27 protein-coding genes and 1 pseudogene are annotated in these 23,868 nt (G+C 48.2%); 19 read left to right on the top strand and 9 right to left on the bottom strand.

The features are described 5' to 3' along the window. Nucleotides 1–77: 77 nt before the first annotated feature. The 3 genes from ACMHXI_RS09290 (at nt 78) to asnB (ending at nt 4,588) form a co-directional block, all read left to right on the top strand. Entirely contained in the window at nt 78–824 is a 747-nt protein-coding gene (locus ACMHXI_RS09290) for an HAD-IIA family hydrolase (RefSeq protein ID WP_025889385.1), read from the top strand. Between the two features lie 131 nt (nt 825–955). Next, on the top strand, nt 956–2,602 hold the full coding sequence (locus tag ACMHXI_RS09285) for a M28 family metallopeptidase (protein WP_413734740.1): 1,647 nt from the start codon (nt 956–958) through the stop codon (nt 2,600–2,602). Between the two features lie 321 nt (nt 2,603–2,923). Continuing rightward, on the top strand, nt 2,924–4,588 hold the full coding sequence (gene asnB, locus ACMHXI_RS09280; protein ID WP_190532353.1) for an asparagine synthase B: 1,665 nt from the start codon (nt 2,924–2,926) through the stop codon (nt 4,586–4,588). A gap of 132 nt (nt 4,589–4,720) precedes the next feature. Here asnB and ACMHXI_RS09275 read toward each other — a convergent pair whose 3' ends face one another. The 6 genes from ACMHXI_RS09275 to ACMHXI_RS09250 all read right to left on the bottom strand — a co-directional run bounded on the left by ACMHXI_RS09275 (nt 4,721) and on the right by ACMHXI_RS09250 (nt 7,337). Beyond that, nucleotides 4,721–4,954: a DUF1289 domain-containing protein gene (locus tag ACMHXI_RS09275; RefSeq protein ID WP_084271279.1), complete on the bottom strand. Its 234-nt coding sequence runs from the start codon at nt 4,952–4,954 to the stop codon at nt 4,721–4,723. Between the two features lie 9 nt (nt 4,955–4,963). Next, nucleotides 4,964–5,308: a 5-carboxymethyl-2-hydroxymuconate Delta-isomerase gene (locus tag ACMHXI_RS09270; protein ID WP_190532357.1), complete on the bottom strand. Its 345-nt coding sequence runs from the start codon at nt 5,306–5,308 to the stop codon at nt 4,964–4,966. Nucleotides 5,309–5,342: 34 nt separating this feature from the next. Beyond that, nucleotides 5,343–5,693: a VOC family protein gene (locus tag ACMHXI_RS09265; RefSeq protein WP_025011943.1), complete on the bottom strand. Its 351-nt coding sequence runs from the start codon at nt 5,691–5,693 to the stop codon at nt 5,343–5,345. A 110-nt stretch (nt 5,694–5,803) separates the two neighbouring features. Continuing rightward, nucleotides 5,804–6,472 carry a hypothetical protein gene (locus ACMHXI_RS09260; protein ID WP_044735846.1) on the bottom strand — a complete coding sequence of 223 codons (669 nt, stop codon included), beginning with the start codon at nt 6,470–6,472 and terminating at the stop codon, nt 5,804–5,806. Nucleotides 6,473–6,599: 127 nt separating this feature from the next. Continuing rightward, nucleotides 6,600–7,016: a GNAT family N-acetyltransferase gene (locus ACMHXI_RS09255; RefSeq protein ID WP_025011941.1), complete on the bottom strand. Its 417-nt coding sequence runs from the start codon at nt 7,014–7,016 to the stop codon at nt 6,600–6,602. A 3-nt stretch (nt 7,017–7,019) separates the two neighbouring features. After that, complete coding sequence (locus tag ACMHXI_RS09250; protein ID WP_190532359.1) at nt 7,020–7,337, bottom strand: hypothetical protein; 318 nt, start codon at nt 7,335–7,337, stop codon at nt 7,020–7,022. A gap of 622 nt (nt 7,338–7,959) precedes the next feature. Between ACMHXI_RS09250 and ACMHXI_RS09245 the strand changes: the two genes are divergently transcribed. Continuing rightward, nucleotides 7,960–9,195 carry a hypothetical protein gene (locus ACMHXI_RS09245; RefSeq protein WP_190532362.1) on the top strand — a complete coding sequence of 412 codons (1,236 nt, stop codon included), beginning with the start codon at nt 7,960–7,962 and terminating at the stop codon, nt 9,193–9,195. 217 nt (nt 9,196–9,412) lie between these two features. Here ACMHXI_RS09245 and ACMHXI_RS09240 read toward each other — a convergent pair whose 3' ends face one another. Continuing rightward, nucleotides 9,413–9,592, bottom strand: coding sequence for a hypothetical protein (locus tag ACMHXI_RS09240; RefSeq protein WP_054745922.1), 180 nt, complete (start codon nt 9,590–9,592; stop codon nt 9,413–9,415). A gap of 129 nt (nt 9,593–9,721) precedes the next feature. Between ACMHXI_RS09240 and ACMHXI_RS09235 the strand changes: the two genes are divergently transcribed. The 6 genes from ACMHXI_RS09235 (at nt 9,722) to ACMHXI_RS09210 (ending at nt 14,647) form a co-directional block, all read left to right on the top strand. Continuing rightward, nucleotides 9,722–10,612 (top strand): SIR2 family protein, encoded by an 891-nt coding sequence (locus ACMHXI_RS09235; RefSeq protein WP_413734735.1) that lies wholly within the window; start codon nt 9,722–9,724, stop codon nt 10,610–10,612. A 444-nt stretch (nt 10,613–11,056) separates the two neighbouring features. Then, on the top strand, nt 11,057–11,584 hold the full coding sequence (locus tag ACMHXI_RS09230; RefSeq protein WP_413734733.1) for a hypothetical protein: 528 nt from the start codon (nt 11,057–11,059) through the stop codon (nt 11,582–11,584). 174 nt (nt 11,585–11,758) lie between these two features. Then, on the top strand, nt 11,759–12,208 hold the full coding sequence (locus ACMHXI_RS09225; RefSeq protein WP_096141827.1) for an EamA family transporter: 450 nt from the start codon (nt 11,759–11,761) through the stop codon (nt 12,206–12,208). A 290-nt stretch (nt 12,209–12,498) separates the two neighbouring features. Further along, on the top strand, nt 12,499–12,915 hold the full coding sequence (locus ACMHXI_RS09220) for an iron chaperone (protein ID WP_413734731.1): 417 nt from the start codon (nt 12,499–12,501) through the stop codon (nt 12,913–12,915). Nucleotides 12,916–13,320: 405 nt separating this feature from the next. Next, nucleotides 13,321–13,647: a hypothetical protein gene (locus ACMHXI_RS09215; protein WP_413734729.1), complete on the top strand. Its 327-nt coding sequence runs from the start codon at nt 13,321–13,323 to the stop codon at nt 13,645–13,647. Between the two features lie 382 nt (nt 13,648–14,029). Then, entirely contained in the window at nt 14,030–14,647 is a 618-nt protein-coding gene (locus tag ACMHXI_RS09210) for a hypothetical protein (protein WP_144221414.1), read from the top strand. Nucleotides 14,648–14,705: 58 nt separating this feature from the next. Here the strand turns inward: ACMHXI_RS09210 and ACMHXI_RS09205 are convergent. Further along, nucleotides 14,706–14,921, bottom strand: a pseudogene (locus ACMHXI_RS09205) (IS3 family transposase); the annotation flags it as partial. Here ACMHXI_RS09205 and ACMHXI_RS09200 point away from each other — a divergent pair. The 8 genes from ACMHXI_RS09200 (at nt 14,916) to ACMHXI_RS09165 (ending at nt 22,543) form a co-directional block, all read left to right on the top strand. Beyond that, the gene (locus ACMHXI_RS09200; RefSeq protein ID WP_208134622.1) at nt 14,916–15,272 is read left to right on the top strand and encodes a DUF1993 family protein; all 357 of its coding nucleotides are present in this window, start codon (nt 14,916–14,918) and stop codon (nt 15,270–15,272) included. The pseudogene ACMHXI_RS09205 and the gene ACMHXI_RS09200 sit on opposite strands and share 6 nt — an antisense overlap. A 68-nt stretch (nt 15,273–15,340) precedes the next feature. Continuing rightward, complete coding sequence (locus tag ACMHXI_RS09195) at nt 15,341–15,763, top strand: hypothetical protein (protein WP_025889403.1); 423 nt, start codon at nt 15,341–15,343, stop codon at nt 15,761–15,763. Nucleotides 15,764–15,996: 233 nt separating this feature from the next. Further along, on the top strand, nt 15,997–16,500 hold the full coding sequence (locus tag ACMHXI_RS09190; RefSeq protein WP_144217055.1) for an ankyrin repeat domain-containing protein: 504 nt from the start codon (nt 15,997–15,999) through the stop codon (nt 16,498–16,500). Between the two features lie 147 nt (nt 16,501–16,647). Next, nucleotides 16,648–17,037, top strand: coding sequence for a VOC family protein (locus ACMHXI_RS09185; protein WP_025889404.1), 390 nt, complete (start codon nt 16,648–16,650; stop codon nt 17,035–17,037). A gap of 557 nt (nt 17,038–17,594) precedes the next feature. After that, nucleotides 17,595–20,879 carry a DUF748 domain-containing protein gene (locus tag ACMHXI_RS09180; RefSeq protein WP_413734726.1) on the top strand — a complete coding sequence of 1,095 codons (3,285 nt, stop codon included), beginning with the start codon at nt 17,595–17,597 and terminating at the stop codon, nt 20,877–20,879. Nucleotides 20,880–21,101: 222 nt separating this feature from the next. Further along, nucleotides 21,102–21,470: a GNAT family N-acetyltransferase gene (locus ACMHXI_RS09175; protein ID WP_117200785.1), complete on the top strand. Its 369-nt coding sequence runs from the start codon at nt 21,102–21,104 to the stop codon at nt 21,468–21,470. Between the two features lie 57 nt (nt 21,471–21,527). Continuing rightward, the gene (locus ACMHXI_RS09170) at nt 21,528–21,884 is read left to right on the top strand and encodes a glutaredoxin family protein (protein ID WP_025889405.1); all 357 of its coding nucleotides are present in this window, start codon (nt 21,528–21,530) and stop codon (nt 21,882–21,884) included. 101 nt (nt 21,885–21,985) lie between these two features. Then, nucleotides 21,986–22,543, top strand: coding sequence for an RDD family protein (locus ACMHXI_RS09165; RefSeq protein ID WP_413734723.1), 558 nt, complete (start codon nt 21,986–21,988; stop codon nt 22,541–22,543). Between the two features lie 11 nt (nt 22,544–22,554). On the opposite strand, the gene ACMHXI_RS09160 is transcribed toward ACMHXI_RS09165, so the two are convergent. Continuing rightward, nucleotides 22,555–23,244, bottom strand: coding sequence for an energy-coupling factor ABC transporter permease (locus tag ACMHXI_RS09160; RefSeq protein ID WP_107004949.1), 690 nt, complete (start codon nt 23,242–23,244; stop codon nt 22,555–22,557). A 146-nt stretch (nt 23,245–23,390) separates the two neighbouring features. Here ACMHXI_RS09160 and ACMHXI_RS09155 point away from each other — a divergent pair, with 146 nt between their 5' ends. Next, the gene (locus ACMHXI_RS09155; RefSeq protein WP_109248631.1) at nt 23,391–23,825 is read left to right on the top strand and encodes a hypothetical protein; all 435 of its coding nucleotides are present in this window, start codon (nt 23,391–23,393) and stop codon (nt 23,823–23,825) included. Nucleotides 23,826–23,868: the final 43 nt, after the last annotated feature.

The following is a 23,868-nucleotide window of genomic DNA, read 5'->3' as shown; positions in this document are numbered from 1 at the left end:
TTTTTACAGCGGCCAATTGTAATTTTATGACCAATGGCGTTAGATAGGGGCAGTTATCAGGACAGAACGAGACGCGCATGAAGAATATTATCTGCGATATAGACGGCGTGCTGATGCACGACAACAAGTTAATCCCCGGCAGTGACAAGTTTATCGCCCGGGTACTGGAACAGGGAAACCCCTTGGTTATCTTGACCAACTATCCGGTACAGACGGGCAAAGATCTGCAAAACCGCCTCGGCGCCGCCGGGCTGCATATTCCCGAAGAGTGTTTCTATACCTCGGCCATGGCGACCGCCGACTTTCTCAAGCACCAGGAAGGCAGCAAGGCTTTTGTCATAGGTGAAGGCGCCCTCACCCACGAACTTTACAAGGCCGGCTTTACCATTACCGATATCAACCCCGACTTTGTTATCGTCGGCGAAACCCGCTCCTACAACTGGGACATGATCCACAAGGCCGCCCGCTTTGTTGCCGCCGGCGCCCGTTTTATTGCCACCAACCCGGATACCCATGGCCCGGCATATAGTCCCGCCTGTGGCGCTCTCTGTGCACCTATAGAGAGAATAAGCGGTCGTAAGCCCTTCTACGTGGGTAAACCCAGCAGTTGGATCATCCGCTCGGCCCTGAACCATATAGATGGTCATTCCGAAAATACCGTGATTATCGGTGATAACATGCGCACCGATATTCTGGCCGGTTTTCAGGCCGGGCTGGAAACCATACTGGTCACCAGTGGGGTCAGCAAGCTGGAAGACATAGAGAAAGAGCCCTTCCGACCCAACCATGTCTTTGCCTGCGCCGCCGACATAGATGTGATCTGAAACCATTGGTAACATTCCTTTTACCGCCTCCGCTTGTGTCGGGGGCGTTTTTTCGTCCATGATAGCGCACGGGCAAGGGCAAAGCCTTTGCCACTCCATACCTGACAATAAAAGCAACAACAGGATCCGTTATGCGCTTGATGATCCCCCTGTGTACCCTGGCACTCTTGAGTGCCTGCAGCCAAAACAATACTGCCGACGACCCCATCCGCGTTGTCAGTTTCAATGAACAAGAGTTTCGCCAGGACATCCAAACCCTGGCCTCGGATGAATTTGAAGGCCGGGCGCCGACAACCCGCGGCGAGCAGCTGACTCTGGACTATCTCAGCAAGGCCTTTGCCGATATGGGGCTTGAGCCCGGCGCCAACGGCAGCTTTTTGCAAAAAGTGCCCATGGTGAGCTATACCGCCAGTGAAACCCAGGCAATACAGCTGGCCGGCATCGATTTTCAATATCCCCAAGATCTGGTGCTCGGCAGTCGCCATGATGTCGAACGCGTCGATATCACCAACGCGCCGCTGGTGTTTGTCGGTTACGGTATCAACGCTCCCGAGTACGACTGGAACGACTACCAGGGTCTGGACATGAAGGGCAAAATCGCCCTTATTCTGGTGAATGACCCCGGCTTTGCCCGCCCGGATCTCGGTAAATTCAACGGCAAGACGATGACCTATTACGGCCGCTGGACCTACAAGTATGAAGAAGCCAGCCGTCAGGGCGCATTGGGCGCCATTATCATTCACGACACGGCTCCTGCCGCTTATCCCTGGTCTGTGGTGGAAAACAGCTGGACCGGCCCACAGCAGGATCTGGCCTCGGATTCCGGCAACGAGCGAGTGGCAGTAGAAGGCTGGATAACCCTGGATGCCGCCAAAAAGGTGTTTGCCAAGGCCGGGCTTGAACTGGACAGCGCCATCAGCCGCGCTGCCCACGGCCCACTGCAACTGACGCTGGGGCAAACCGCCAGCATAGGTTTCGATAACAAGGCCGAGTATGGCGACAGCTACAATGTGGTTGCCACTCTGCCGGGCAGCAGCCGTGCCAATGAGCATATTCTGTTTACCGGCCACTGGGATCATTTGGGCATGAGCAGTTCGGTTGAAGGCGACAGGGTATTCAATGGCGCCATGGACAACGCCTCCGGCATCGCCGGCATGCTGGCCATCGCCCGTGAGTTTGCCGCCGACGCCAAGGCTGGCAAGCGCCTCAAGCGTTCGCTGACTTTTATCGCCACCACAGGCGAAGAGCAAGGTCTGCTGGGATCACGTTTCTATGCCGCCCAACCGGCGTACCCGTTGGAAAACACCATAGGGGTGATTAATCTCGACAGCACCAATATCTATGGCCGCACCAAAGACTTCACCATAGTGGGCAAAGGCAAGTCTGAGCTGGAGCGTTATCTGGAAGCCGCGCTCAAGACCCAGGGCCGCTATGCCACAGCAGAGAAACACCCCGAGTCCGGCGGTTTCTTCCGCTCGGATCACTTCAGTTTTGCCCAGTATGGCGTACCTGCGGTATTTGCCGGTGGCGGCAGCGAACCTGTGGATCAGGCCACCGCTGACTACAAAGCAGCAATGAAGCAGCAGATGAAAGGCTGCTATCACAACCTCTGTGATGAGTATCATGCCAACTGGGATCTCTCCGGCGCGCTGGAAGATCTGGCCGTGTACTACAAGGCCGCCAAAGGCTTGGCGGATTCTGCCGACCGCCCGGGTTATTTCAAGGGCACAGAGTTTTATAGCCTGCGGCCGGAAACCGGCGTTGCTCCGGCGATTTAACCAGACACATTTCCCCATCCCCAAAGGCGCCTCCGGCGCCTTTTTGCGTTGTTTTCCGGGCAGATAAATCAATCGCCGATAAAAGCAGCGGCTTTGGGAAAGTGCCAATTTGCACGCTGTTACAGCGAGCTAAAATGCAGATCTTTCACCAATTAAGCGATTAAATTGTTTAACCCTCAAAAAAACAGGTCACAAAACGCATTATAATTTACAGATTTAGCCATTTTTATGATTTATATTCAAAAATAAAGCTTGGCTTTTGAGAATTCTACAGGCAAAGTGAAGCCATTGCTGAAGAAACACCAAGTTTGGAGTCTTACCATGTGTTCAATTTTTGCCATTCTCGATATCCAGTCTGATGCCGCCGCTCTGAGAAGCACTGCGCTGGAGATGTCCAAACTGATGCGCCACCGCGGCCCGGACTGGTCGGGTATTCATACCACTCCAAGAGCGATTCTCGCCCATGAGCGGCTGGCCATTGTCGATATCGAACACGGTGCCCAGCCGCTGTTATCTGAAGATGGCCAATTGGTATTGGCAGTCAACGGTGAAATCTACAACCACAAAGAACTCAAGGCCGAGCTCGGCGACAAGTACAGCTACCAGACCAACTCGGATTGCGAAGTGATCCTGGCGTTGTATCAGGAGTATGGCTGCGACTTTCTCGATAAGCTCAACGGTATTTTTGCCTTCGTCCTCTACGACAAGGCCAAGGACTGCTACCTCATAGGCCGGGATCACATGGGGATCATCCCGCTTTACACCGGCCGCGATACCAGCGGCAACTTCTATGTCGCCTCCGAGATGAAGGCACTGGTCCCCGTATGTAAAACCGTGGAAGTATTCAGCCCCGGGCATTACCTCTTCAGTGAAGATGACGCGCCGGTGCAATACTATCGGCGTGACTGGCGCGACTATGAAGCGGTAGCCCAAAACAGCGCCTCCAGCGAAGAGCTGCGCGAAGCGTTGGAAGCCGCGGTAAAGCGCCAGTTGATGTCAGATGTGCCCTATGGCGTTTTGCTGTCTGGCGGGCTGGACTCCTCGGTGATTTCCGCCATTACCCAAACCTTTGCCAAGCGCCGTATTGAAGACAACGATGCCTCCGATGCCTGGTGGCCACAGCTGCACTCCTTTGCCGTGGGCCTGAAAGGGGCACCGGATCTGGCAGCGGCGCAAAAGGTCGCCGATGCCATAGGCACCATACATCATGAGCTGCATTTCACCTTCCAGGAAGGCCTGGATGCCATCAAGGAGGTGATTTATCACCTGGAAACCTATGATGTCACCACCATTCGCGCTGCAACCCCCATGTACTTGATGGCGCGCAAGATCAAGGCTATGGGGATCAAGATGGTGCTCTCGGGCGAAGGAGCCGATGAACTGTTCGGCGGTTACCTCTATTTCCACAAGGCACCAAACGCCCGCGCCTTCCACGAGGAACTGGTGCGTAAACTCGACAAGCTGCACCTGTACGACTGCCTGCGGGCCAACAAGGCCATGGCTGCCTGGGGCCTGGAAGCCCGGGTACCCTTCCTCGACAAGGAGTTTATGGACGTGGCCATGCGCCTGAACCCAGAAGCCAAAATGTCGCGCGATGGCCGGATTGAAAAGCATATTCTGCGTGAAGCCTTCGAGCATAAGCTCCCGGCCGAAGTCGCCTGGCGCCAGAAAGAGCAGTTCAGTGACGGTGTGGGTTACTCCTGGATTGATGGTCTGAAAGAACATGCCGCCGCCCAGGTGGAAGATAAAGAGCTGGCCAACGCCCGTTTCCGCTTCCCGCACAACACGCCGGAAACCAAGGAAGCCTACTTCTATCGCTGTTTCTTTGAAGAGCACTTCCCGCTGGAGTCGGCAGCACTAACTGTACCGGGGGGGAAATCGGTTGCCTGCTCCACCCCGGAAGCGCTGGCCTGGGATGAGAGCCTGTCCGGCATCATAGATCCTTCCGGCCGAGCGGTGCGCTCTGTGCACACCGCATCTTATTGAACTTAAGTAAAAACAATAAAGGCGCCAAATGGCGCCTTTATTCATTACCGGGCATCAAAACTTAAATCCGCTTATGTGCCGCTTTACTTGCTTTGAGCTTGTTCACCTTAAGCTTCTTAACTTATCTCTTCGTTACTTGGGCTCTCTTCTCATCACTCTAAGCCCGGCAGCAGCTTGGTGGCGATCAACTTGCCGTTGCCGGCAGCGCTCAAGAATAGCCTGCCGCTCGCTGTCAGTTGCCTGATGCCAGGCAAGAATCTCTTCCAGCGTCCTGAAACATCCCAGGCAAACATCTTGCAAGTCCAGGCAGCAGTGGCGAATACAGGGAGAGTCCACCCTGTTATTGCGCTTTGGTTGCCCGGACATATTGGCTTCCTAGCTGCCGCGTTTAAGGTAGCTTGGCTGGTGCAGCTCAGTAACCTCAAGCGAGACACTGTCGACTTTGGCCACAGTTGGCTCCAGTGCGGCAAACACGCTTTGGGTCAGGGCTTGCTTTTGCTCATCGGTGCGTCCCGGCATAATGGCCAAACGCACATGGATAAAGCTTTGAGCGCTGTCCTCCCCAACCAGGAAATGTTCACAGGCATGCGCCCTACTCTTGATGGCAGATGGTGTGAACAAGCCTGAGTCGATGGCACCTTGGTGCACCGCCTGAACCAGCTTGGCAATCGACAACTGCTGCGCCAGGGGCGCCGAATACTCAATAATACAGTGAGGCATAATCCTTCCTTGTTAAAGGCAGAAGCATCTGGGTCTATTCAGACCAGACGGCATACTCATTTTGGCTCGGGCAGCGGAAATGAAAGCGCCGGCCACCGGGAAAACTGAAAATATCTTTGCAGATCTCCCCGCCATGGGTCTTGACGGCCTCCAGACTGGCGTTCAGATCATTTGAGTAAATCACCAACAAGGGGCTGCCGTTGAGGGTATCAAAGCTCAGTGATGAGCGAAAAAAACCGCCATCGATCCCGGCCTGGGTAAAGCAGCTGTAATCCGGACCGTAATCAACAAAGCCCCAGCCAAACACCGCCTGAAAAAACGCCTTGGTGGCTTCCAGCTCCCGGGCGGGAAGTTCAAGATAATTAATCCTATGATGTAACGCCATAGCTTTCCTCCCGCCGCTTGGGCGACTTGATTGCTGTGATACTTAAGTACTTAATACTTTGGGCGGCTGAAACTTGGACCGGGGCTATCGCTCAAGCAGGCTTGTCATAGTTATAGCAAGCGCTGCAGCGTTACACTGGCCAGCCCTATCAGACCGCCAAAGACACCGCCCCAGACAACCAACCAGCCAAGGTGGGTCTTGATCATCTGCTGCACCATCTCCTTGACCAACTGCGGCGTAAGCTCGGCCAGCCGCTGCTCGACAATATCCTGAATTTGGCTACGCATATCCGCCATCACCCCGGGCTGTTCCAGTTCGCCCTTGAGCAGCTCGTAAAAATCATCGCTCTTGGCAATATCTGCCAGAGATTGCTGCATCTTTTCGATAAAGGGTTGCTTGAGTGGGGTGAGCGCTTCTTCACCGCCAAACATGGATAACATACCACCCAATGAAGATTGGGCAACCGTGGCCACCAAAGCATCGAAGGCTGGAGCCAAGTCTACCTTGCCGATAACGCCGGACAGATCCAGGCTCTGTTTGTCGGAGCGGGTCGACAGGAAACGGTCTATGTTGGCCTCGGAGAAGAACTGTTCCATCATCAGCTCGCTGATAGCTTGCTTGAACTGTTCGAAACGGGCCGGGATCACCCCTGAGCCATAGAGACCCGGTACTTTTTCAAACAACATATGCACCGCCAGCCAGTTGGTAATGGCGCCGGATACGGCAAACAGGCCGATGTTGAATAACACATCGGAGTGCATGCCATAGCCGGTAAGCATAATGGCCAGCGCCAAGAGGTTGGTAACGGCGCTCTTGTCGAGCACAGGTGTCTGTTGTACTGCTGTTTTCAATCTGAAATCCCCTGAAATTAAAACCCGCTAATGGTAGCAAACAGGGGGCAGCAGATTAAAGTAGTGCGTGATACAGACCTTGCTCTGTGCCATCTGTCTCGACTTGTTGAGACAGTTCGCCAAATTCACGCTTGACCGCCAGCACCTTGGCATCCTGAGCCAAAGTTCGGGCTCGGCAAGTCAGCTCTTTGGCAATGCCCTGACCACGGTAATCGGGCAATACGAAAAGATCATCCAGATACCATAAAGGCTTTAGCAACAAGGAGGAGAATGAAGGAAAGACCTGAGTGAAGGCCACCGGATAATCACCCTCGGTGGCGATGAAGATCATCGAATCGTTTTCCAGTAAGCGGGCCCGTAAAAATTCACGGCAACGACTCAGATCCGAGCCCTGCCCCAGTTCCTGCCGATACTCGTCAAACAGCAGGACCAGTTGTTCCAAATCCATTTCAGTAGCCAAACGTATTTGCATTTTTCATCCCTGAATACAAGTTGAAATTTTACTATTTGCCAGAGGCAAAACGACAATAAACTCCTTAAACAACGCAAGGTTAACATAGAAAAGCTTCTCTGGCAGCAGCTTTAATCGCCATCCCCCATAAGTCAGTTCCCGTTCATGCCCACCCCGGTAGCCGTTTTCAACGAGCACACAAACCCAAGCGGATTTCGCCATATTGACCGGTGATAACAACTGCCCCCCGCCATTAAGCAAGTCACCCGGCCACTCCAAGGCTCCTAAATAGTTCCCCCGGCCATCAAGCACTGAAACCGGCAATTTAAGCGAGGCAATCAATTGGAATATTGCTCATATGATTTGCCGGGCACAGTTGTTTTCATGGAGAATTATGTTGTCAACCCCCACAAAATCAGGGTTTTATAACCTTTGCTAAAAACTTGACCTTTGGCTAATTGTTTTCAAATTAAGTACTGGGTATTGTATAACCAATTCAAACGCTTAGCTTTAGCTTATTCTTAAGCGAAAGCTCTGCGACAACGATACTTTTCCGTTTGTAACGGTATTCAGGGACGAACAGCATGTCGCGCCCGTGCGGTAGCCATGGCTTTACTAAACGCTTTTTGTAGGGCCTGGGTTTTAGGGTTCTTGGGTTTTAGGGTTCTTGGTTTTAAGGCACTTAGTTTTAAAGCGCTTGGTTGCAGGGCTTGAAGCGCTCATGGTAAGCGCCTCAGAACTGATTTTCTATACAGTATTATTGACGTTCTGGACAAAATGCCGGGAATTTGCAGCTAAGCTTGCGCGTTATTTCCGTAACATTTTAGAAAATTTCATTAAATTCATAAAGTTAAAAAATACAGTGGGTAGATAATAGGTTTGGAAACCGCGCATGCACGTTTACACTCCTCCGAGGACTAAAACACGCATGCACACTATACAGCTGTTAGGCACTAGGTAATTTATGGATTCAAATCTGAGCATGTTGAAATATTACAAGAGGCATATTTTTGCCTTGAAAGATATGCTTGATGAAATTGATCCATCAAGTAATGATTTTACTCCTCTGCTGGAAGCTCAAAAATACATTATCGATAGGATATTGGGTACAGAACTAAGGGTAAATAAAAAGAAAACCGAGCTAAGAGAGCTAAAGAAATCCCTGCGATCAAACAGAAATGGTAAAGAACGATCTATTGAAATTAAGTCGAAGATCTCTAACGTAGAAGAATCATTAGCTGGCTATAAATTTCTGCTTTATATTTGGAGATGTTTTGGTGATGGTATTGTTTTTAAATACATTAGCAAATGGAATCTCAAGCGGCTTCTCTTTGAAGTAGATTCACCTGAAATAAAGCAAAAATCCGGGTTTATTGGTGGGAAAGAAGGAATAGAGAAAGAGTGGAAAGTTGTCATGAGTGCCATTGACCACTATGTACCAGCTGTCCTTTGTGATATCACCAACTCGATAAGGCATGGTGATGTTTGTCTTCTAGGTGCAAGTGACCCTCACGTTATTGAGGTGAAATCTAGTCAAAACTCGAATAAGCGAGTAAAGCGACAAATTGAATCGATTGAAAAAATACATTGTTATTTTGAAAATGATCTAGGGTCTATTGGCGGCTTAGACGGTATGAGGCGTGTAGCATTCCCAGAAGATGAAAAACATCATAATGCAAAGATAAATGATGTTATTCGTACTCTTGTAAATGAAAAGTCCTGCAAGATTTGCCCAGAACCAGGGTTGCATTATGTGGGCATTCAAACGGGGACTGTTACCGATTATGATAATCTATTCAATGGAATTAAAGAGCCTTTGGTTTATATGCTAAACCAAGCTAAAACAGATGGTCGATGGGATAATTACTATCCATTTACACTCTCTATAAGAGATGCAGAATCTCTGTACCGTTTTTTGACTGGTGAGGTGTATCTATTTGTTGTTATTGATGGTTCTATTCTTAAAGCAATGTTTAAAGACATTGGTTTCGACTTAGATATCGTGATGTCTGAAGATGCTGGTTTTGTTTTTTCTAAGATGGTTGATGGTTATGAAGAACCCTTTTTTTATATTGCATCAGAGCATTACGTTGGAAGACTAGGGTTGGAATTTATCTCTTTAAAATGGTTCTTAGAAAAGGAGGAGTTCATGTTAAAAGAAATGGAAGATGAGCTTCTTGGTCAGTTACAAAATGCCTAACAAACGCAATCACGCGGAACAAATTTACGCTGCGTTCCAATTTCTCCGGTGTTGCGGGAGTTGATATGATTCCCTTTGTCAAATAGGTAAAAGTGTCCTTACCGGAGACCAAAAAAGCTCCGGTAAGGACACTCTGACAGTCGGACTTTGGCGAGTAAGTGTCGGCGGTTGATCTTGCACTCTTTTGAATAGAACCGCGCGAGTTTGGTTATTCGCATTACTTGTGTTCGCCACATGAGCCTTGCTGATTTTTAATGAGTTTATCAAATAAACGCAGGTTGGTTGGGATTGTGCCATGGTAATGCACAGTCTCAGCAGACTTATCAGAAACCCAGGCCACGTCAGTGGTCTCCTTGTGTACGTCCAACCCGATAAAAAGTGTGTTAGCTTTAGACATGTCGGCCTCCTGTGATTGTTTGCCTATTGGATCAACAAACAGTGTGGCTCTGGTTTAACTAATCCACGAGAAAACACGGAGGCCGACACCTGCACAAGGAATCATTATGTCTAAGCGCAATGGAGTAACATGAAAGATTATACTGTCTTGGTCGGTAACGATATAAATAACGTGGTTAAAGGTAAATCATGGAAGGATCTACTTAAGCAACTGACCAAACACCTGGATATTTCAGTTAATTTCTTGACCGACAAGCCTTTTCCTCTTGCATATGAAGAAATATGTTTTAAAGCTTTCAAGGAAGGCAATCATACTGAAAAAGATATTAAGAAGTTTGTAGCGAAACATGTTTTTGATATGCAAAGTGGTTCACTCCATGAAAGCATCATGGATCTTGGATGTGAGCACATATTAACGACCAATTACGATCTATGCTTGGAGTCTGTCTTTGTAAATGAACCAAACCGAATGGAAAATAAAGGCTACATAAAGGAAAACTTATATAGTATTTTTCGACATCATATAGCTGGGGATAAAAAGGTTTGGCACATACATGGTTCTGCCAATACATATAATTCAATAACATTGGGTTACGAGCACTACAGTGGATACCTGCAGAATATGAGGAATTATGTGGTTAATGGTACGAAAGACTCATACAAGAAGCGGTCATTTCCACCTTTGACGAAATCAATAAAAAACAATAGCGTCGAGAATTATTCGTGGTTAGATTTATTTCTTACCAAAAACGTACATATCTTCGGGCTTTCTCTTGATTTTAATGAGACAGATTTGTGGTGGCTGCTTACATATCGAGAAAAAGCGAAATATAGCAAAAAACTGCCGATAAGCAATACAATTACCTACTACATACCCTCTGAGTATGTAAAAAATTCACAAAGTAAAGTTGATATGCTTAAAAGTGTAGGCGTGGAGATTGTGATAAAGGAAAAATACTCAAGAGATAAAACAGCGTGGTACTCAGAAATAATTCGTAGTATTGATATAGAAAATGCTTAACAAGGTAAATCAGGATGACGCCTGGCGGTGCACCTGTTCACGACGTTATAAGGCATACTAAATGCGCAGATTAAGCATACATCGACCAAATGCCAAAGTAAGAAACCCAAGCCGTCATATACGCGCTTTGGAAAAATGGGCTTCTGGTTTTCAGGGTTATTATCCGGAGCGCTCAAGCGAGAGATATATCAACTTTAAGATCTGGACATTAGATAGAAGCAATATGGACACCCACTATTAGCACCCAAGCCACATCTGTGGTCCCCTTGTGTACATCCAACTCGATAAAAAAGTGTGCTAGTTTTAGGCATGTCGGCCTCCGGTGATTGTTTACCTATCGGATCAACAAACAGTTTGGCTCTGGTTTAACTAATCCACGAGAAAACACGGAGGCCGACACCTGCACAGGGAATCATTATGTCTATGAGTATTTGGAAGCATTGAATGACAGAAAAAGAAAACAATAATTGGCTGTCCTTAGTCGGAATGATATCTGAACTTAAGAAATGTGATGAATTAGGAGTAGTTACAGCATCAATTGCTATGGGTTTTATCGCAATTGATACTATGGCTAGCTTAGCTCGCGAAGAAAATAAACCCAGAGCAACACGCTCTGATTTCCATGACTGGGTTAACCGCTATCTCAAAGGTGACCCAGAGCAATTGTACCAGTATCGTGGTATAGATGTTTATGCTGCAAGGTGCGCATTTTTGCATTCGTATAGCTCTGATGCGGAACTGCATGAAAAAGACCCTGATATCATAAAGTATGTCTACCATGATGGTGGTAGACATACTTATAACCCAACTATTGATGCAAATTTGGTTGTCATTGCAACAAGGTCATTTGTATATGACATCATATGTGCAGCGAATGATTTTATGGATGAGTGCGCTAGGGACATAAAACTAAGGGCTAGAGTTGAAAGTCGCTTAGACTCTATTTTGCAAACCGAGCCATATCCCCAATAAAATACTCATAACAAACGACTATGGTATTTTTGTATGCGATGATATTTGTGGTTAGACTGGTGTATGTAAGCTTGCTTTATGTGCCCCTTAAGGCGGCTACATGGATTCCGTTATACTGTTAAAATATGGCACCCAAATTTTAACAAAGGCAGTAACACTTAGCAGGTGGGCAACATGAATGTATTTGGACCATTAGCATTTGCACTTATTGCAGCATTCGGAAATGCAATGTTTGCAGCTGGGCAAAAAAAGGCTGTAGTTCTTGATAACACATTACTATTTGTTGCTTGCTCTGGCGCAGTATGTGTTCTGCTTACGGTCTTGGTTGCGCCTGTCTTCGGTGATTCTGACTATATAGAGATGCTACGGCAAAATAGTAAGTGGATTATTCTAAGTGGCGTCGGACTATTTTTAACCTATTTAGGCTTCAACTTACTTTACTCTAATTATGGCGCTTCAAATTATATACTTTACGCAGTAATCTCGATTATCACAACATCGATATTTGTTGGTGCTTTGATATTTAAGGAGTCCTTGAATATTTATCATTGGTTAGCATGTTTAACGGCTGTGATCACGATAATATTATTTAGCGTGGGTAATCTCATTGGTAGCAATTCATAACAAGTGACTGTGGCAGCCCTTCAATTATTGTCTCGCTAACTCTTATGGTTTTAGTCCAGAAGCAATATGGAAACCCACTATTAGCACCCAAGCCACATCTGTGGTCCCCTTGTGTACATCCAACTCGATAAAAAAGTGTGCTAGTTATAGGCATGTCGGCCTCCGGTGATTGTTTGCCTATTGGATCAACAAACAGTTTGGCTTTGGTTTAACTAATCCACTACAGAGGCCAACACTTGCACAGGGAATCATTATGCCTAGGTGTTCACAGGAATTGGGGATGATCGATTATGAGTAACAGCGACCTTAAATCTGCCGAAGTAGATGATTATATTTCTGCGCAATCGGCTGACGTTCGGAAGGTGCTTGAAGAATTACGCTCTATGATTTGGAAAAGTGCTCCCTATATTTGTGAGCTCATGAACTACAATATTCCAGCGTTCGCTTTAGTCGAGGGAGGTAAAAGAGAAAAGCAGATAATGATAGCGGGCTACAAGAAGCACGTTGGGTTTTATCCTCATCCTGACGTAATAGAAGAGTTTAAAAAACAGCTATCGGGCTTCAAATACGCAAAAGGTTCTGTTCAATTTCCTTTAAATAAGCCTATTCCTGAAGAGTTGGTTGCACAAATGGTTAAGTGCAGGGTGGCGCAGCTCAAGCAATTAATAGACACAGAACAAACGACGGTGGCGTCAATAGCTAAATAACTGCTCCTATTTGTGCTACACCATGCAGAACCCATGTGGCGCAAGGGTTTCCGAACATATGCTCTTGGAGCCCAGCTCATCAGGCTTGGTGTTATAACTGCGTCAAGTTACTACTTGGAGACGATATCTGTGCAGTAATCTACTGTTTGGAACAGTTATTTAGTTTTTGGCTATATTATCAACCCACATGACGCCATCAAGAAGAACAGTAAGAACAATATGGACTCCACTATTAGCAGAGCAAAGACTCTAGCGCCCGGCCCCCAAAATTCCACTGAGAGAACATCAGTCATTCGCCTCTTTATTAGGCCATTCGGCTATAGACGTGAGTGCAAGAATTATGGCTCTCTTGGATTTAATAGCAACGTATCAAGATCAGACGGACGTTATATGGAATTAAGAATCATGGATCAGGATTTCGATATAGAGATAGTGGCAGTACTGGGGCTGGAATGCTTGGAAAAGCATCTCAGTAAGTGTCCTATAGAATTAGAGCTTGTAGAGGCTCTCTCAAACACATTTATACTAAAGCAAAACAAAGTATCTGAAATTGCAGGTTTTACGTTTGAATCTCAAGAAAATGATGTATACACATTTTCAATGTTTACATCTCATAAATCCCCGATCCCGGCCAGAAAAGTCGTTTCACAATTTTCAGAGTTTTTAAGAGCTGCGGAATTGCCCCATAAAATAACCAATCTACAGTATGAAGTTGATTTTTATGAGGAATAGGTAGACTATAATTGGCCGCCATAAGCATAACATGCAAAGGCAGCATCGGACTTTGGCGAGCCAGGTCGACGGCTGACCTTGCAACTATTTCGAAGAGAGCGGCGTGAGGTTTAACCACATGACCATGTTTTCCGGGACCTGCCTCATAAGCGGGCTTGTCAGAAAGCCAGGCCACATCAGTGGTCTCCTTGTGTACATCCAACCCGATAAAAAGTGTGTTTACTTTAGACATGTCGGCCCTCTGTAATTGTTTGCCAGGTCTTTCAATAAAGGCAACAAACAGTGGCTCTTGTTTAACTATATTTAACTAATCCACGCAAAAACGTGGAGGCCTACAACGGCATAGAGAATCATTGTGTCTAAATACCTAAAGTAGTCAGTTATGGAATTCAAAGAAGAATTAAAGTCAAAGTCACCACCTAGAATTAAGAAAGCTGCCCAAAAGATAGCCAAGAGTAAATTTGGCGGTTATGAACAACTATTGCTGGATGCTTTAAAGTGTTTGGTAGAGAGGCCAAATTCCTGGCAAGCACAATCTGAAGTGATAAGAGCTCTTGGCTTCGTTGGTTCTAGTTTATCTCTTGAATACCTAAGAGAACTTGAAAGCAAGAGTCATGATGCAACAGTTCTTTACAAGGATATAGGTTTTGCAATTTGCATGATTAATGATGTGAGCAATGATTCATTCTTATACATTTTGAGCATTCTCGATACAGAGAATGACCTTTTGCTTTCAGGGGCATGCGCTGCAATTTTAACGTCGGGCAGGGTACCAGATGAAAAGACGATCAATATGCTATTAAGCTCCGTCATTAAAAGAGATTTGGATGAAGGTAAAGTAATAACACCTAGATGTTACATTGCTGCAGCTTGCTACAATTGGCCTCAAGCTTTAACTAAAAGTTTTCTTTTAGCATGTACTGAATCGAAATGGAGCGGACTCATAGAAATCGCAGAAAGCTCGCTAGCAGGTAAAAAGACAAAGTATGTACTTGTGTAAGTTGTACTAGCTCAGACCTGAGCTGACAGTTACCCGATTTTGGGGTGCCGTTGTCAGATTAGATTTGGGTTAAATTCTTTTCCGCCCTAATCCGTTTTCCATCAATTAATGTTGCCATCGGTGTGCGGCCGCAGCACATTTTGCCTTGATGGGTGCGTTCATTGTTATACAGCGCCAACCATTCGTCCAAGTCTTTTTGCAGTTCCTCCAGTGTGCCGTACAGCTTTTTGCGGAACGCGACCTGATAGAACTCATTCATGATGGTCTTGTGGAATTAGGGACACAAATAGCCTTTACATACAATCAACCACGCAACTTCGCGCAGTGGTGTGCCAATCAGCCTATGGACAATCTGGATTCGTGTGTGGAGTCGTTAGATAAGGCACTGGAACATATCAACAACACCAAACAACTGTTGCTTGCTGCACAGTGTGATGACTCAAAGATGTTGGAAGTAAAGCGCATTGAGCTGGGTCAAGGCTCGTACATAGACCTTCCAGGTACCTTATATATCAATGACTTCCTCATCCCCAATTTTTACTTCCACATGGTTACGGCCTACGATATTCTTCGCCATAAAGGTCTGGACATAGGCAAACCGGACTGCATCTTGCATCCTTGGTGAAGCAGGCATGAAGCCCGATTGTTCATGTAAGCCAATACAACTTAATTAAGACATCAAAAGAAATGGATATGGAATACAGCAGAGAAAATATTGAGCAACTGCTAGAAGGAAAACTGCAGGAAGCGGTAGAAAATTTTGGTAAAAAAGAGCTAAGGATCATTGATGTAGGCGTGTTTCCCTGGCACTCGGAGATTAGCGTATCCTTTCTCTTCAGCGAAGATTCGGCAGAGGAAGATGATATCGCAGCATGGCCCTATTTTGATTACTCCAAGATATTTGCAGGAGATTGGGAGCAAGCCAGAGAATTAGCCAAGAAAATGAATGAAATGTGGGCTATCAATAATGATCCAATCCCATTCTTCTCGGATTTCGGTTCTGCATTAACATCTGACCGAATATCGAGCGTTATAAAGCGGTTTAATTTGGCACCGGACTTTAGGATACAAGTACTGAACCCTGATGATCCTAATAGTAAGAACTTCTGCACTTAGTGAGTCGCCGCAACCTTCTGCCAAAGCGGCAACTGCAATTTAGGCCTATCACTACAAACAGAGTGCCACGAGGACTTGTTCGCACCTTCCTTAGGTATACAGGCCACTTGTGAATGTTTGCCAGTATTTTACGGTAAAACTCGGCAAGCATGAGGCGGTCGATTAATCGAATACACTCGAAAACACTAGGCTTGATACCCACAGGGGATCATTAAGTCAGGACGGATAAATAAGTGAACGAAGCAGTAATACTGAAATTAAGGACACTCATGGCATGCATCAGGGAGAAGAGAACTGCTGATGCAATCGACTTTCTATCAATGAACACTGAGCTGGTTCAGTTACAAACGCCATTGGGCAGCTTTCTTCATATTGCCGCTGATAATGACAACTTGGAATTGTGCCAGGCTCTAGTCAAGCTGGGAGCCGATATAGATAGTAGAGACAATATCAGTGGTAGCAGCCCAATCCATAGGGCTGCTTCGAATGGCAACGAAGATATTTTGAACTACTTCATCGGTCTTGGCGCAAGGCTCGATATTTCTGAGCCAGACCGTAATCCCCTTTTTACTGCAATTCATTATGGTCACTTCCATATTGTGAAGCGGTTGGTTGAGGCGGGTATAGATACCAGCATCCGTTATACCGGCCAGACGATGAAGGACATGGGAGCCCTTGAGTTTGCCCATGAATGGGGCCGCACTGAGATTGCAGATTACATCAAGCTCATCAGCTAACCTCCCCTCTTCTTCGTAGTCCAAGAAAGCCACAAAGCACAGCCGACTCGACTACACTCAAAGCTGAACTCAAAGCGGCTCAAGATCTGCTGGCCGGCGATCTTCACAGCCGAATTGTCAGCCCCTCAGTCTCAGGAGAACCTATCTATGAACTCCCCTTTTACTACCCATGGAGCCTTAAGTTGGCACGAACTGACCGCCAATGACTCTGAGTTGGCGATGCGGTTTTATGGTGAGATTTTTGGATGGAGCTTCAAGACGATGCAGTTGCCACAAGGCCCCTATCACATCATAGAAAATGACGGTATCAGCATAGGTGGCATCACAGACAGCCCGGCGCCGGCCATGCCAAGTAACTGGACTGGTTATATTACCGTTAAAGATGTTGACGCCGTCGCCATTAAGGCCAAAGCACTGGGGGGCGATGTCCTCTACGGCCCTGAGGACATTCCCCAGGTCGGCCGCTTTTGTTGGATAAAAGACCCCTGCGGCGCTATTATCGCCGCCATCACCTACAGCAGCCCAACCAAAGGATAAGGGCGGGCAAAGGCTATAGTCTTGCCAGAATTCAGGTTTGCTGAGCTGATACTGAACATTCAAGGTCTTTACAACCTTGGTTATTGCCCTCTTGTGAATGCAATGTTCAGCGAAAAGCGCTCTTGATCATTGCAACATGAGTTAGGGAAGGTGCGAACAAGTCCCATGCGTGCTCTGCGTCGGCTTACAGGCCTGGATGCAAGGCGTGGTTCGCAGCAAATGGCTTAGTCCTTTGCAAGAAGCACAACACAGCAGGCAGGCTTGTAAGCCACGCCCTTCGGGGCTTTCACCACAACCGGCTCTCTGCGTTATCCGACTTCGACAGGCCCCGGCATGCCTTCAGTCAGATGCCTTGAATGCCAATTGCCGTGTAAGCCAGAGTGCCGCGAGGACTTATTCACACCTTCCTTAGCTAAGTTTTCTTTTTGTATCATGCAGGTATCGAGCAAGATAACAAAAATCATAGGTTCAGAAGTGACTTACAAAGCATACCGAATACGCGTTAGAATAACGCCAAATTTTTGCCGCAAACCTGCTTCAAGGGATCTCACACCGCTATGCCCAATGTGCTGACTCAGCTCTTTTCACGCTTTCGCCGGGTGCCGCTCGCCATCAAAACAGGCATCTATCTGCTCATCGGGTATGGCCTCTACGCCCTGTTGCTTGGTGGGCTCGCCCCCTGGGTGATAAAGTCGCAAGCCCCAAAGCAACTGCAACAACTGCTCGGCCGTCAGGCGAGCCTGAACGATATCAGCATCAATCCTTTCCTTCTCAGAGTCCGTCTGGATAACTTCGCCCTGCAGGAGAGCGACCCACAGCAAGTCTTTGCATCTTTCAGCCAGCTTGAGTTGGAGCTGGCATTTTGGCGCTCGCTGACCCAAGGGGCCATCGCCATAGATCATATCTACCTCGTTGATCCGCAAGTGAATGTGCAAAGGCTGGCGTCAGAGAATGGCCAAGCTCAATTCAACTTCAGCGATATGCTTGCCCACCTTGAAGCCAATCAAACACCGCAAGCCGAGGCTACAGAAGACACCTCTGAACCGCCCAGAGTCATTGCCCGGGATATCCGGGTAACAGAGGGTAAGTTCGCTTATATGGATAAGGTCGCCAATACAGAGCTCAGTTACGACGAGCTTAATTTCAGCCTGCAAGCTTTGGATACCAAGGCTTATAGCCTCAGCTTGCCGGAAGACGAGAACAAACCGGTACTGGCGAAAGATGCCAACCGCTATGCCCTGTCGTTGACCGGCAGCGATAATGGACAATTGCAGACTCAGGGACAGTTTCAGCTGCAGCCTCTCGAAGTCACCGGTGAACTGCAACTGGCCAAAGTTTCCCTGCTACCCTTCTGGCCGTTTGCCGATGGGTTTATTGCCGCTAAGCTCAGTGACGGAGAACTCAGCTTCCAAAGCCAGTACCAGTTGAAACAACAACAAGATCAACTGCATTACAGTACCCACAAGGGCCGGTTTATTCTGGAAAATCTGCTCTTCTCCGACCAACAGCAAGCCAGAGTCAAGTTGCCGCTGTTGGCACTGGATAACATTCGGGTGGACGGCGACAACCAGAGTGTTGATATCGACGAACTGGCGCTGCAAGGCCTGTGGGCCGATGCCCGCCTGGATAAGCAAGGCCTGGATCTACAGCAGCTCTTTATGCCCGCCACAAATGCCAAGCCCGATGACACCGCGGCCAAGGCACAAGTGGAACCAGCACTAGCCCAACCAGAGGCGGCAGATGAAACCGAGGCGCTAAATAAGGCCACAGCGAAAGAAAAAGCCACAGCGCAAGATGAAAAAGCCACAGTGCAAGATAAGGCTACAGCGCAAGAAAAAGCCACAGCGCATACAGCCGCAGAGCCAAACAAAGCCCAGGAGCAAGAGAAACAGTGGCTGCTGACTATTGGCAAAATCAGTCTCAAACAGGCCGATCTCAACCTGTTTGAGCAGCAGCAAAGCAATGGTGTCCACTGGCGTGTCTACCCATTGGATATCACGACAGGTCCAGTGCGTTCCGATCTCGAAGGAAGCATAGACTACCAGTTGCAGCTGGCACTGAGTTCTGATGCCCAAACCCAGCCGGAAACCAGCCAAGGCCAGTTCAGCGCCACCGGCGCGATAGATGCCAAGGCATTCACTGTCAATGGCGAGCTGACGCTGACTGAGCTGGAATTGCAGCAGTTTCAGCCCTATCTGACGCCCTATCTCAATATGCAGCTTGAAAGCGGCAAGTTGAGCACTCAGGGCAAGTTCACGGCCAACGCCGAGGGTAAGGCCCATTTTCAGGGACAAGCCGGAATTGGCAAACTGCTTATCAAGGATGGATTGGCATTTGAGCCTCTGCTGAAATGGCAGAATATGGCGATAGATGCGATGAGCTTTGATTCCGAAGCAAACAGCCTGAAAATCAGCAATATATTGCTGGAACAGCCATACGCCAAAGTAATGATCACCGAAGATCAGCGCACTAATATCGGCGAGCTGATCAGCGCCGAACCACCTGGTGATAACTCGGCGGCTCAGTCGCAGACAAAACAAAGCCAGGAAAACGAAGCGCCACAGCAAACGGCCGCCAAGGAAAAAATCAACACCAAGGCCTCGACAGATAAGGCATTTAAACTGGATATCGGCAGCATTGCCATCAAAAACGGCTCGGCCTATTTTGCCGATAACTCCCTCACCCCTAACTTTGCTTCAGGTATCGAGGCGCTGGAAGGCAAGATAAGCCACCTGTCTTCTACCCCGGGAACCAAGGCCAGTGTCGATATCAAGGGCAAGATAGACAAGTATGCTCCAGTCACCCTAAGGGGAGAGGTGAATCCGCTGCTGGAAAAACCCTATCTGGATCTGGATTTGGTATTCAAGAGTGTCGAGTTGACCTCGGTGAATCCCTATTCGGGCACCTATGCCGGTTACTACATAGACAAAGGCCAGCTGTCTTTAGCGCTCAACTATCAACTGGAAGACAACCAGCTGAAGGGAGACAATCATCTGGTGATAGATCAGCTTAAGCTGGGTAAACCCAGTGATTCCGATCTGGCCACCAGTTTGCCGATTACCTTGGCTATCGCCCTTTTGCAGGACAGACATGGGGTGATAGATCTTGGCTTACAGGTTTCAGGAGATCTCGACAGCCCAAGTTTCAGCTTCGGCAGCATAGTGATGACCGCCATCACCAATGTCATCACCAAGGCGGTCACCGCCCCCTTCTCTTTGCTGGCCGGTCTGGTTGGCAGTGATGAAGAGCTGAACCTGGTTGCTTTCCAACCCGGTATAGCCACGCTGGACGCTGACGCCGAAGATAAGCTGAGCAAGCTGGCCAAGGCGCTGGATGACAGGCCCAAGCTGCAATTGAGCATTGAAGGCAGCGTGGCGCTGCGGGAAGACAGTGAGGCGCTGGCAGAGCAAAAACTGCAGCTGCAACTGCTCAAGGCCAGCAAGCTTACAGCCCTGCCGGACGAGCTGAGCGCCAGTCGATTCCCTACCCAGGGTAAGCTGGCAGATGCCCTGGTGGAATTGTTCGAGCAACAGCTCAAACTGGATGCCGATGCGGAAAAAGACAAAGTGAAGCAAAAACTTGCCGAAAAGGCCGACGGTGAAAAAGTCGATGAAGATACCCTGCTCACCGTCTGGCATATGGGCCTTTACAACCAACTGCTCAGCGCTCAGGAGATCAGCAATAACGAGCTGGCTAATCTGGCTCAGGCCAGGGCCCAGGCCATCAAGGCCTTCCTGGTGGACAGAGCAGCCGTCGCCCCGGAAAGAGTCTTCCTGCTCGACAGCAAGACAGAGATGAAACAGGATGCATCTCAGGCGATTCTGTCACTGAATGCCGATTAAAACCTATTGAAATCACATAAGAAAGGCTCCTATGGGAGCCTTTTTCGTATTCATGACGGATTATTGAACTGGTAAAGTGTTGCAGGGCTGTTATTATCGCCGGCAATCAATTCAGCCAAAACCAATAACCACAAATGCCAATAAGTCTGCAACAGATAACCCGAGACAATTTTGAAATCGTAGGCCCCCAAGCCGGAGCAACGCGAGCTGCTGGCCGATAATATGCTTTCCATCGCCGAAGCCCAGTTTTTTCCTTTCTATGTGCCCAAGGCGATTTACCTGAACGACACTCCGGTAGGCTTTTTGATGTATGAATCGCTTGCTGAAGAAGGAAAACCCAACGATTACAACATATTCCGCTTCATGGTAGCCGAAGGGTATCAGCAAAAAGGCATAGGCAGCCGCGCGATGGCTCTGGTACTCGAGGAGATCCGCGCCCAGGAAAATGCGCAGCGGGTGCATATCTGCTATGCAGATGAAAACCAAACAGCAAGAGCGTTTTACGCCGGTTTCGGCTTTGTTGAGCAAGGGCCGGATCCGGAGGATGAAGATGAAATCATCGCTACCCTTGAACTCCAAGTCCGGGCTTGAGTTTCACCACCACTGAGTTAAACTGCCTGCCGTTTCAAGCTTATATAGAGGATGCTTATGTTTGTTATTCGTTGGATCCTGGGGCGGATTATTTTGCTGCTCAACTTTGTTTTTTCACCCAAGGGCCTTAAGCGGCAACCCGAGCAGCAGGCGGATATCGATGAACAATGTCGTAGCCTCAGCCTGTATCAGTATCCGGCCTGCCCTTTCTGCGTCAAGGTAAGACGAGCCATGAAACGCCAGAGCCTGAATATCACCACCCTGGATGCCAAGCAGGAGCCACACAAGAGTGCCCTGCAAAACGGGGGCGGCACCATGAAAGTTCCCTGTTTGAAAATAGAACAAGCCGGTGAAGTGACCTGGATGTATGAATCCAACGACATCATCAGCTATCTCAATCAGCGTTTCGGTTGATCAATCCCTTGCCTGCCGTGCCAATACGGCAGGCACAGATTGTTCCAAGCTTTATTCCTGTGTATCGTCCCAACAGTAATTATTAATCAGGGACAGAGTAAATGGCAGCAGAGCAAAACCCACGCAACATAGAGTCAGTCTTGGCTCATCAAGAACAGACAATCCCTACGGAACTGGCCTCAGGAATGACGCCTCCACCATCCGTTGCAGAAGCAGCAAGCAATGAATCCAGCTATCCCATCTATGTCGGTTTTTGGGAGCGACTGGCGGCAACCCTGCTGGACTCACTCATGTTGATGTGCATCACAGTGCCACTGACTCTGCTAGTCTTTGGCATTGATGCCATATTGGAGAATGATGCCTTAATCTTGGGCCCGCTCGATGTTGTGATCAACTACCTGTTGCCTTTCATCTTGATCATCTTGTTCTGGCGTTATAAGTCGGCGACTCCGGGCAAGATGGTGCTAAGAGCCGTCATTGTTGATGCCGACACTTTGCAAAAGCCATCAACCGCCAGCCTGATAGTGCGCTATTTAGGCTATATCCCCTCTACTCTGGTACTCGGCCTTGGCTATCTCTGGGTGGCCTTCGATCCCCGGAAGCAAAGCTGGCATGACAAACTCGCCGGCACCCTGGTGATCCGCGCCCCCAAAGAATAAAGTCACACCTGTCAGTGGCGCCAGAGATAGACCCGGTCCGAGTAATCGTAGAGCCACTCGGGCCGGTAAACTACCAATAGAGTCACTGCCATGCCGTTGAGTAAGGCCTCCGGGAACCCAAGCAGCGGAATAAGCAGCAGATAGTTATCCACCAGGTAAGTGGCACTGTAATCCGTGCTGGCCCAGAGATAAGTTGACCAAGCGAGAATATGGCTGACGACAGATAGCCCGGCATTGAGAAAACCTGCCACAAAAATGAACACAAACAAATGTTTGGGTAATTTATGATAACTCAAGCTGTGTACTGTCAATGCCAATAAAAGCGGCAGGCAGACAGCAAACAACATCATGGGGCCCAACATCCAGGGCTGGTGATAGACAAACAGGCAAAAGAAGCTGACAGGTAGCAGCATCAACACGGACGCCAAGCGCCAGCCGAACATCAGCATCAGGGTTACCAAGGCCAGAAAATGCGCATGGATCCCCTCGGTAACACTGGCATTGAGCAGCCAAAGGCCATTTATGGCCAAGGTACTGAGCAGCGCCCGCCACTGCAAGCTCTTGTCCGCCAGCAGTTGTTGCCAGTCCCGTTTGGGCCAGATCCAGGCAAACCAGCCAACGAGCAGAACCAAATAGAGGATATCCGTCAGCCCAGGTTGCCATTGCACCTTATCGAAAAGATGTTGAAGATACTCAAACATAACCTACCATCCGGTTATCAAACAAAGGCGGTAGAGGTCGATGCTGCGCTGACTTATCACGCCGTTAATGCAATTGTGCTTATTCTGCAGTAAGTTAACGATAATTTGTATCTCCAAAAAAATAATAAGGATAATCACCCCAGCTTATGCGTGCGCTTTTTCTGTTATTACTGCCACTGCTGCTTTGTAGTTGCAGCTCAAAACCCAGCATAGATCCGGCCGATTTTGCCGGTGCCATCAAAGACAATTTCCAGACGCATATCAAGGCCGATGGCTTGAAGCTCTTTACCTATACGGCGCGGCTGATAACGCCCGATTCTGGCGGCAGTTACAGGATAAGTGTCCAGGCACCACGTACGGCAAAGGAGATGCGCCAACAACTGGCCATTAGAGAAGCCAGGCAAGCCGTATTTGAACAGCAACTGCAGCTTGGGCTCGATAACACCCTCAAAATGAATCAATATTGCCGTGAAGGTTTTTATGAACTCAGTCGTCTGCTGCAATCCGACAGAGGGGAGATCCGCGGTGAATGTCGGGATGGCGCCAGTGAGATGGACAGGAGTCGCTTCGGCAACAAGTAATTTTTTTGAAAATAAGCCTCAAATTTGCTAGTTTTGCCGCAGT

It is taken from the genome of Shewanella sp. BJSY2023SW005 (genome assembly GCF_047314585.1).
Lineage (GTDB): Bacteria > Pseudomonadota > Gammaproteobacteria > Enterobacterales > Shewanellaceae > Shewanella > Shewanella algae.
This window is presented reverse-complemented; position numbering and strand designations above follow the sequence as displayed.

Excerpts from the sequence above, each read along its gene's own strand:
- ACMHXI_RS09290 (WP_025889385.1), top strand. The coding sequence starts at position 78 with ATGAAGAATATTATCTGCGATATAGACGGCGTGCTGATGCACGACAAC.
- ACMHXI_RS09285 (WP_413734740.1), top strand. The coding sequence starts at position 956 with ATGCGCTTGATGATCCCCCTGTGTACCCTGGCACTCTTGAGTGCCTGC.
- asnB (WP_190532353.1), top strand. The coding sequence starts at position 2,924 with ATGTGTTCAATTTTTGCCATTCTCGATATCCAGTCTGATGCCGCCGCT.
- ACMHXI_RS09275 (WP_084271279.1), bottom strand. The coding sequence starts at position 4,954 with ATGTCCGGGCAACCAAAGCGCAATAACAGGGTGGACTCTCCCTGTATT.
- ACMHXI_RS09270 (WP_190532357.1), bottom strand. The coding sequence starts at position 5,308 with ATGCCTCACTGTATTATTGAGTATTCGGCGCCCCTGGCGCAGCAGTTG.
- ACMHXI_RS09265 (WP_025011943.1), bottom strand. The coding sequence starts at position 5,693 with ATGGCGTTACATCATAGGATTAATTATCTTGAACTTCCCGCCCGGGAG.
- ACMHXI_RS09260 (WP_044735846.1), bottom strand. The coding sequence starts at position 6,472 with ATGCTTACCGGCTATGGCATGCACTCCGATGTGTTATTCAACATCGGC.
- ACMHXI_RS09255 (WP_025011941.1), bottom strand. The coding sequence starts at position 7,016 with ATGCAAATACGTTTGGCTACTGAAATGGATTTGGAACAACTGGTCCTG.
- ACMHXI_RS09245 (WP_190532362.1), top strand. The coding sequence starts at position 7,960 with ATGGATTCAAATCTGAGCATGTTGAAATATTACAAGAGGCATATTTTT.
- ACMHXI_RS09240 (WP_054745922.1), bottom strand. The coding sequence starts at position 9,592 with ATGTCTAAAGCTAACACACTTTTTATCGGGTTGGACGTACACAAGGAG.
- ACMHXI_RS09235 (WP_413734735.1), top strand. The coding sequence starts at position 9,722 with ATGAAAGATTATACTGTCTTGGTCGGTAACGATATAAATAACGTGGTT.
- ACMHXI_RS09230 (WP_413734733.1), top strand. The coding sequence starts at position 11,057 with ATGACAGAAAAAGAAAACAATAATTGGCTGTCCTTAGTCGGAATGATA.
- ACMHXI_RS09225 (WP_096141827.1), top strand. The coding sequence starts at position 11,759 with ATGAATGTATTTGGACCATTAGCATTTGCACTTATTGCAGCATTCGGA.
- ACMHXI_RS09220 (WP_413734731.1), top strand. The coding sequence starts at position 12,499 with ATGAGTAACAGCGACCTTAAATCTGCCGAAGTAGATGATTATATTTCT.
- ACMHXI_RS09215 (WP_413734729.1), top strand. The coding sequence starts at position 13,321 with ATGGATCAGGATTTCGATATAGAGATAGTGGCAGTACTGGGGCTGGAA.
- ACMHXI_RS09210 (WP_144221414.1), top strand. The coding sequence starts at position 14,030 with ATGGAATTCAAAGAAGAATTAAAGTCAAAGTCACCACCTAGAATTAAG.
- ACMHXI_RS09195 (WP_025889403.1), top strand. The coding sequence starts at position 15,341 with ATGGAATACAGCAGAGAAAATATTGAGCAACTGCTAGAAGGAAAACTG.
- ACMHXI_RS09185 (WP_025889404.1), top strand. The coding sequence starts at position 16,648 with ATGAACTCCCCTTTTACTACCCATGGAGCCTTAAGTTGGCACGAACTG.
- ACMHXI_RS09180 (WP_413734726.1), top strand. The coding sequence starts at position 17,595 with ATGCCCAATGTGCTGACTCAGCTCTTTTCACGCTTTCGCCGGGTGCCG.
- ACMHXI_RS09175 (WP_117200785.1), top strand. The coding sequence starts at position 21,102 with ATGCTTTCCATCGCCGAAGCCCAGTTTTTTCCTTTCTATGTGCCCAAG.
- ACMHXI_RS09170 (WP_025889405.1), top strand. The coding sequence starts at position 21,528 with ATGTTTGTTATTCGTTGGATCCTGGGGCGGATTATTTTGCTGCTCAAC.
- ACMHXI_RS09165 (WP_413734723.1), top strand. The coding sequence starts at position 21,986 with ATGGCAGCAGAGCAAAACCCACGCAACATAGAGTCAGTCTTGGCTCAT.
- ACMHXI_RS09160 (WP_107004949.1), bottom strand. The coding sequence starts at position 23,244 with ATGTTTGAGTATCTTCAACATCTTTTCGATAAGGTGCAATGGCAACCT.
- ACMHXI_RS09155 (WP_109248631.1), top strand. The coding sequence starts at position 23,391 with ATGCGTGCGCTTTTTCTGTTATTACTGCCACTGCTGCTTTGTAGTTGC.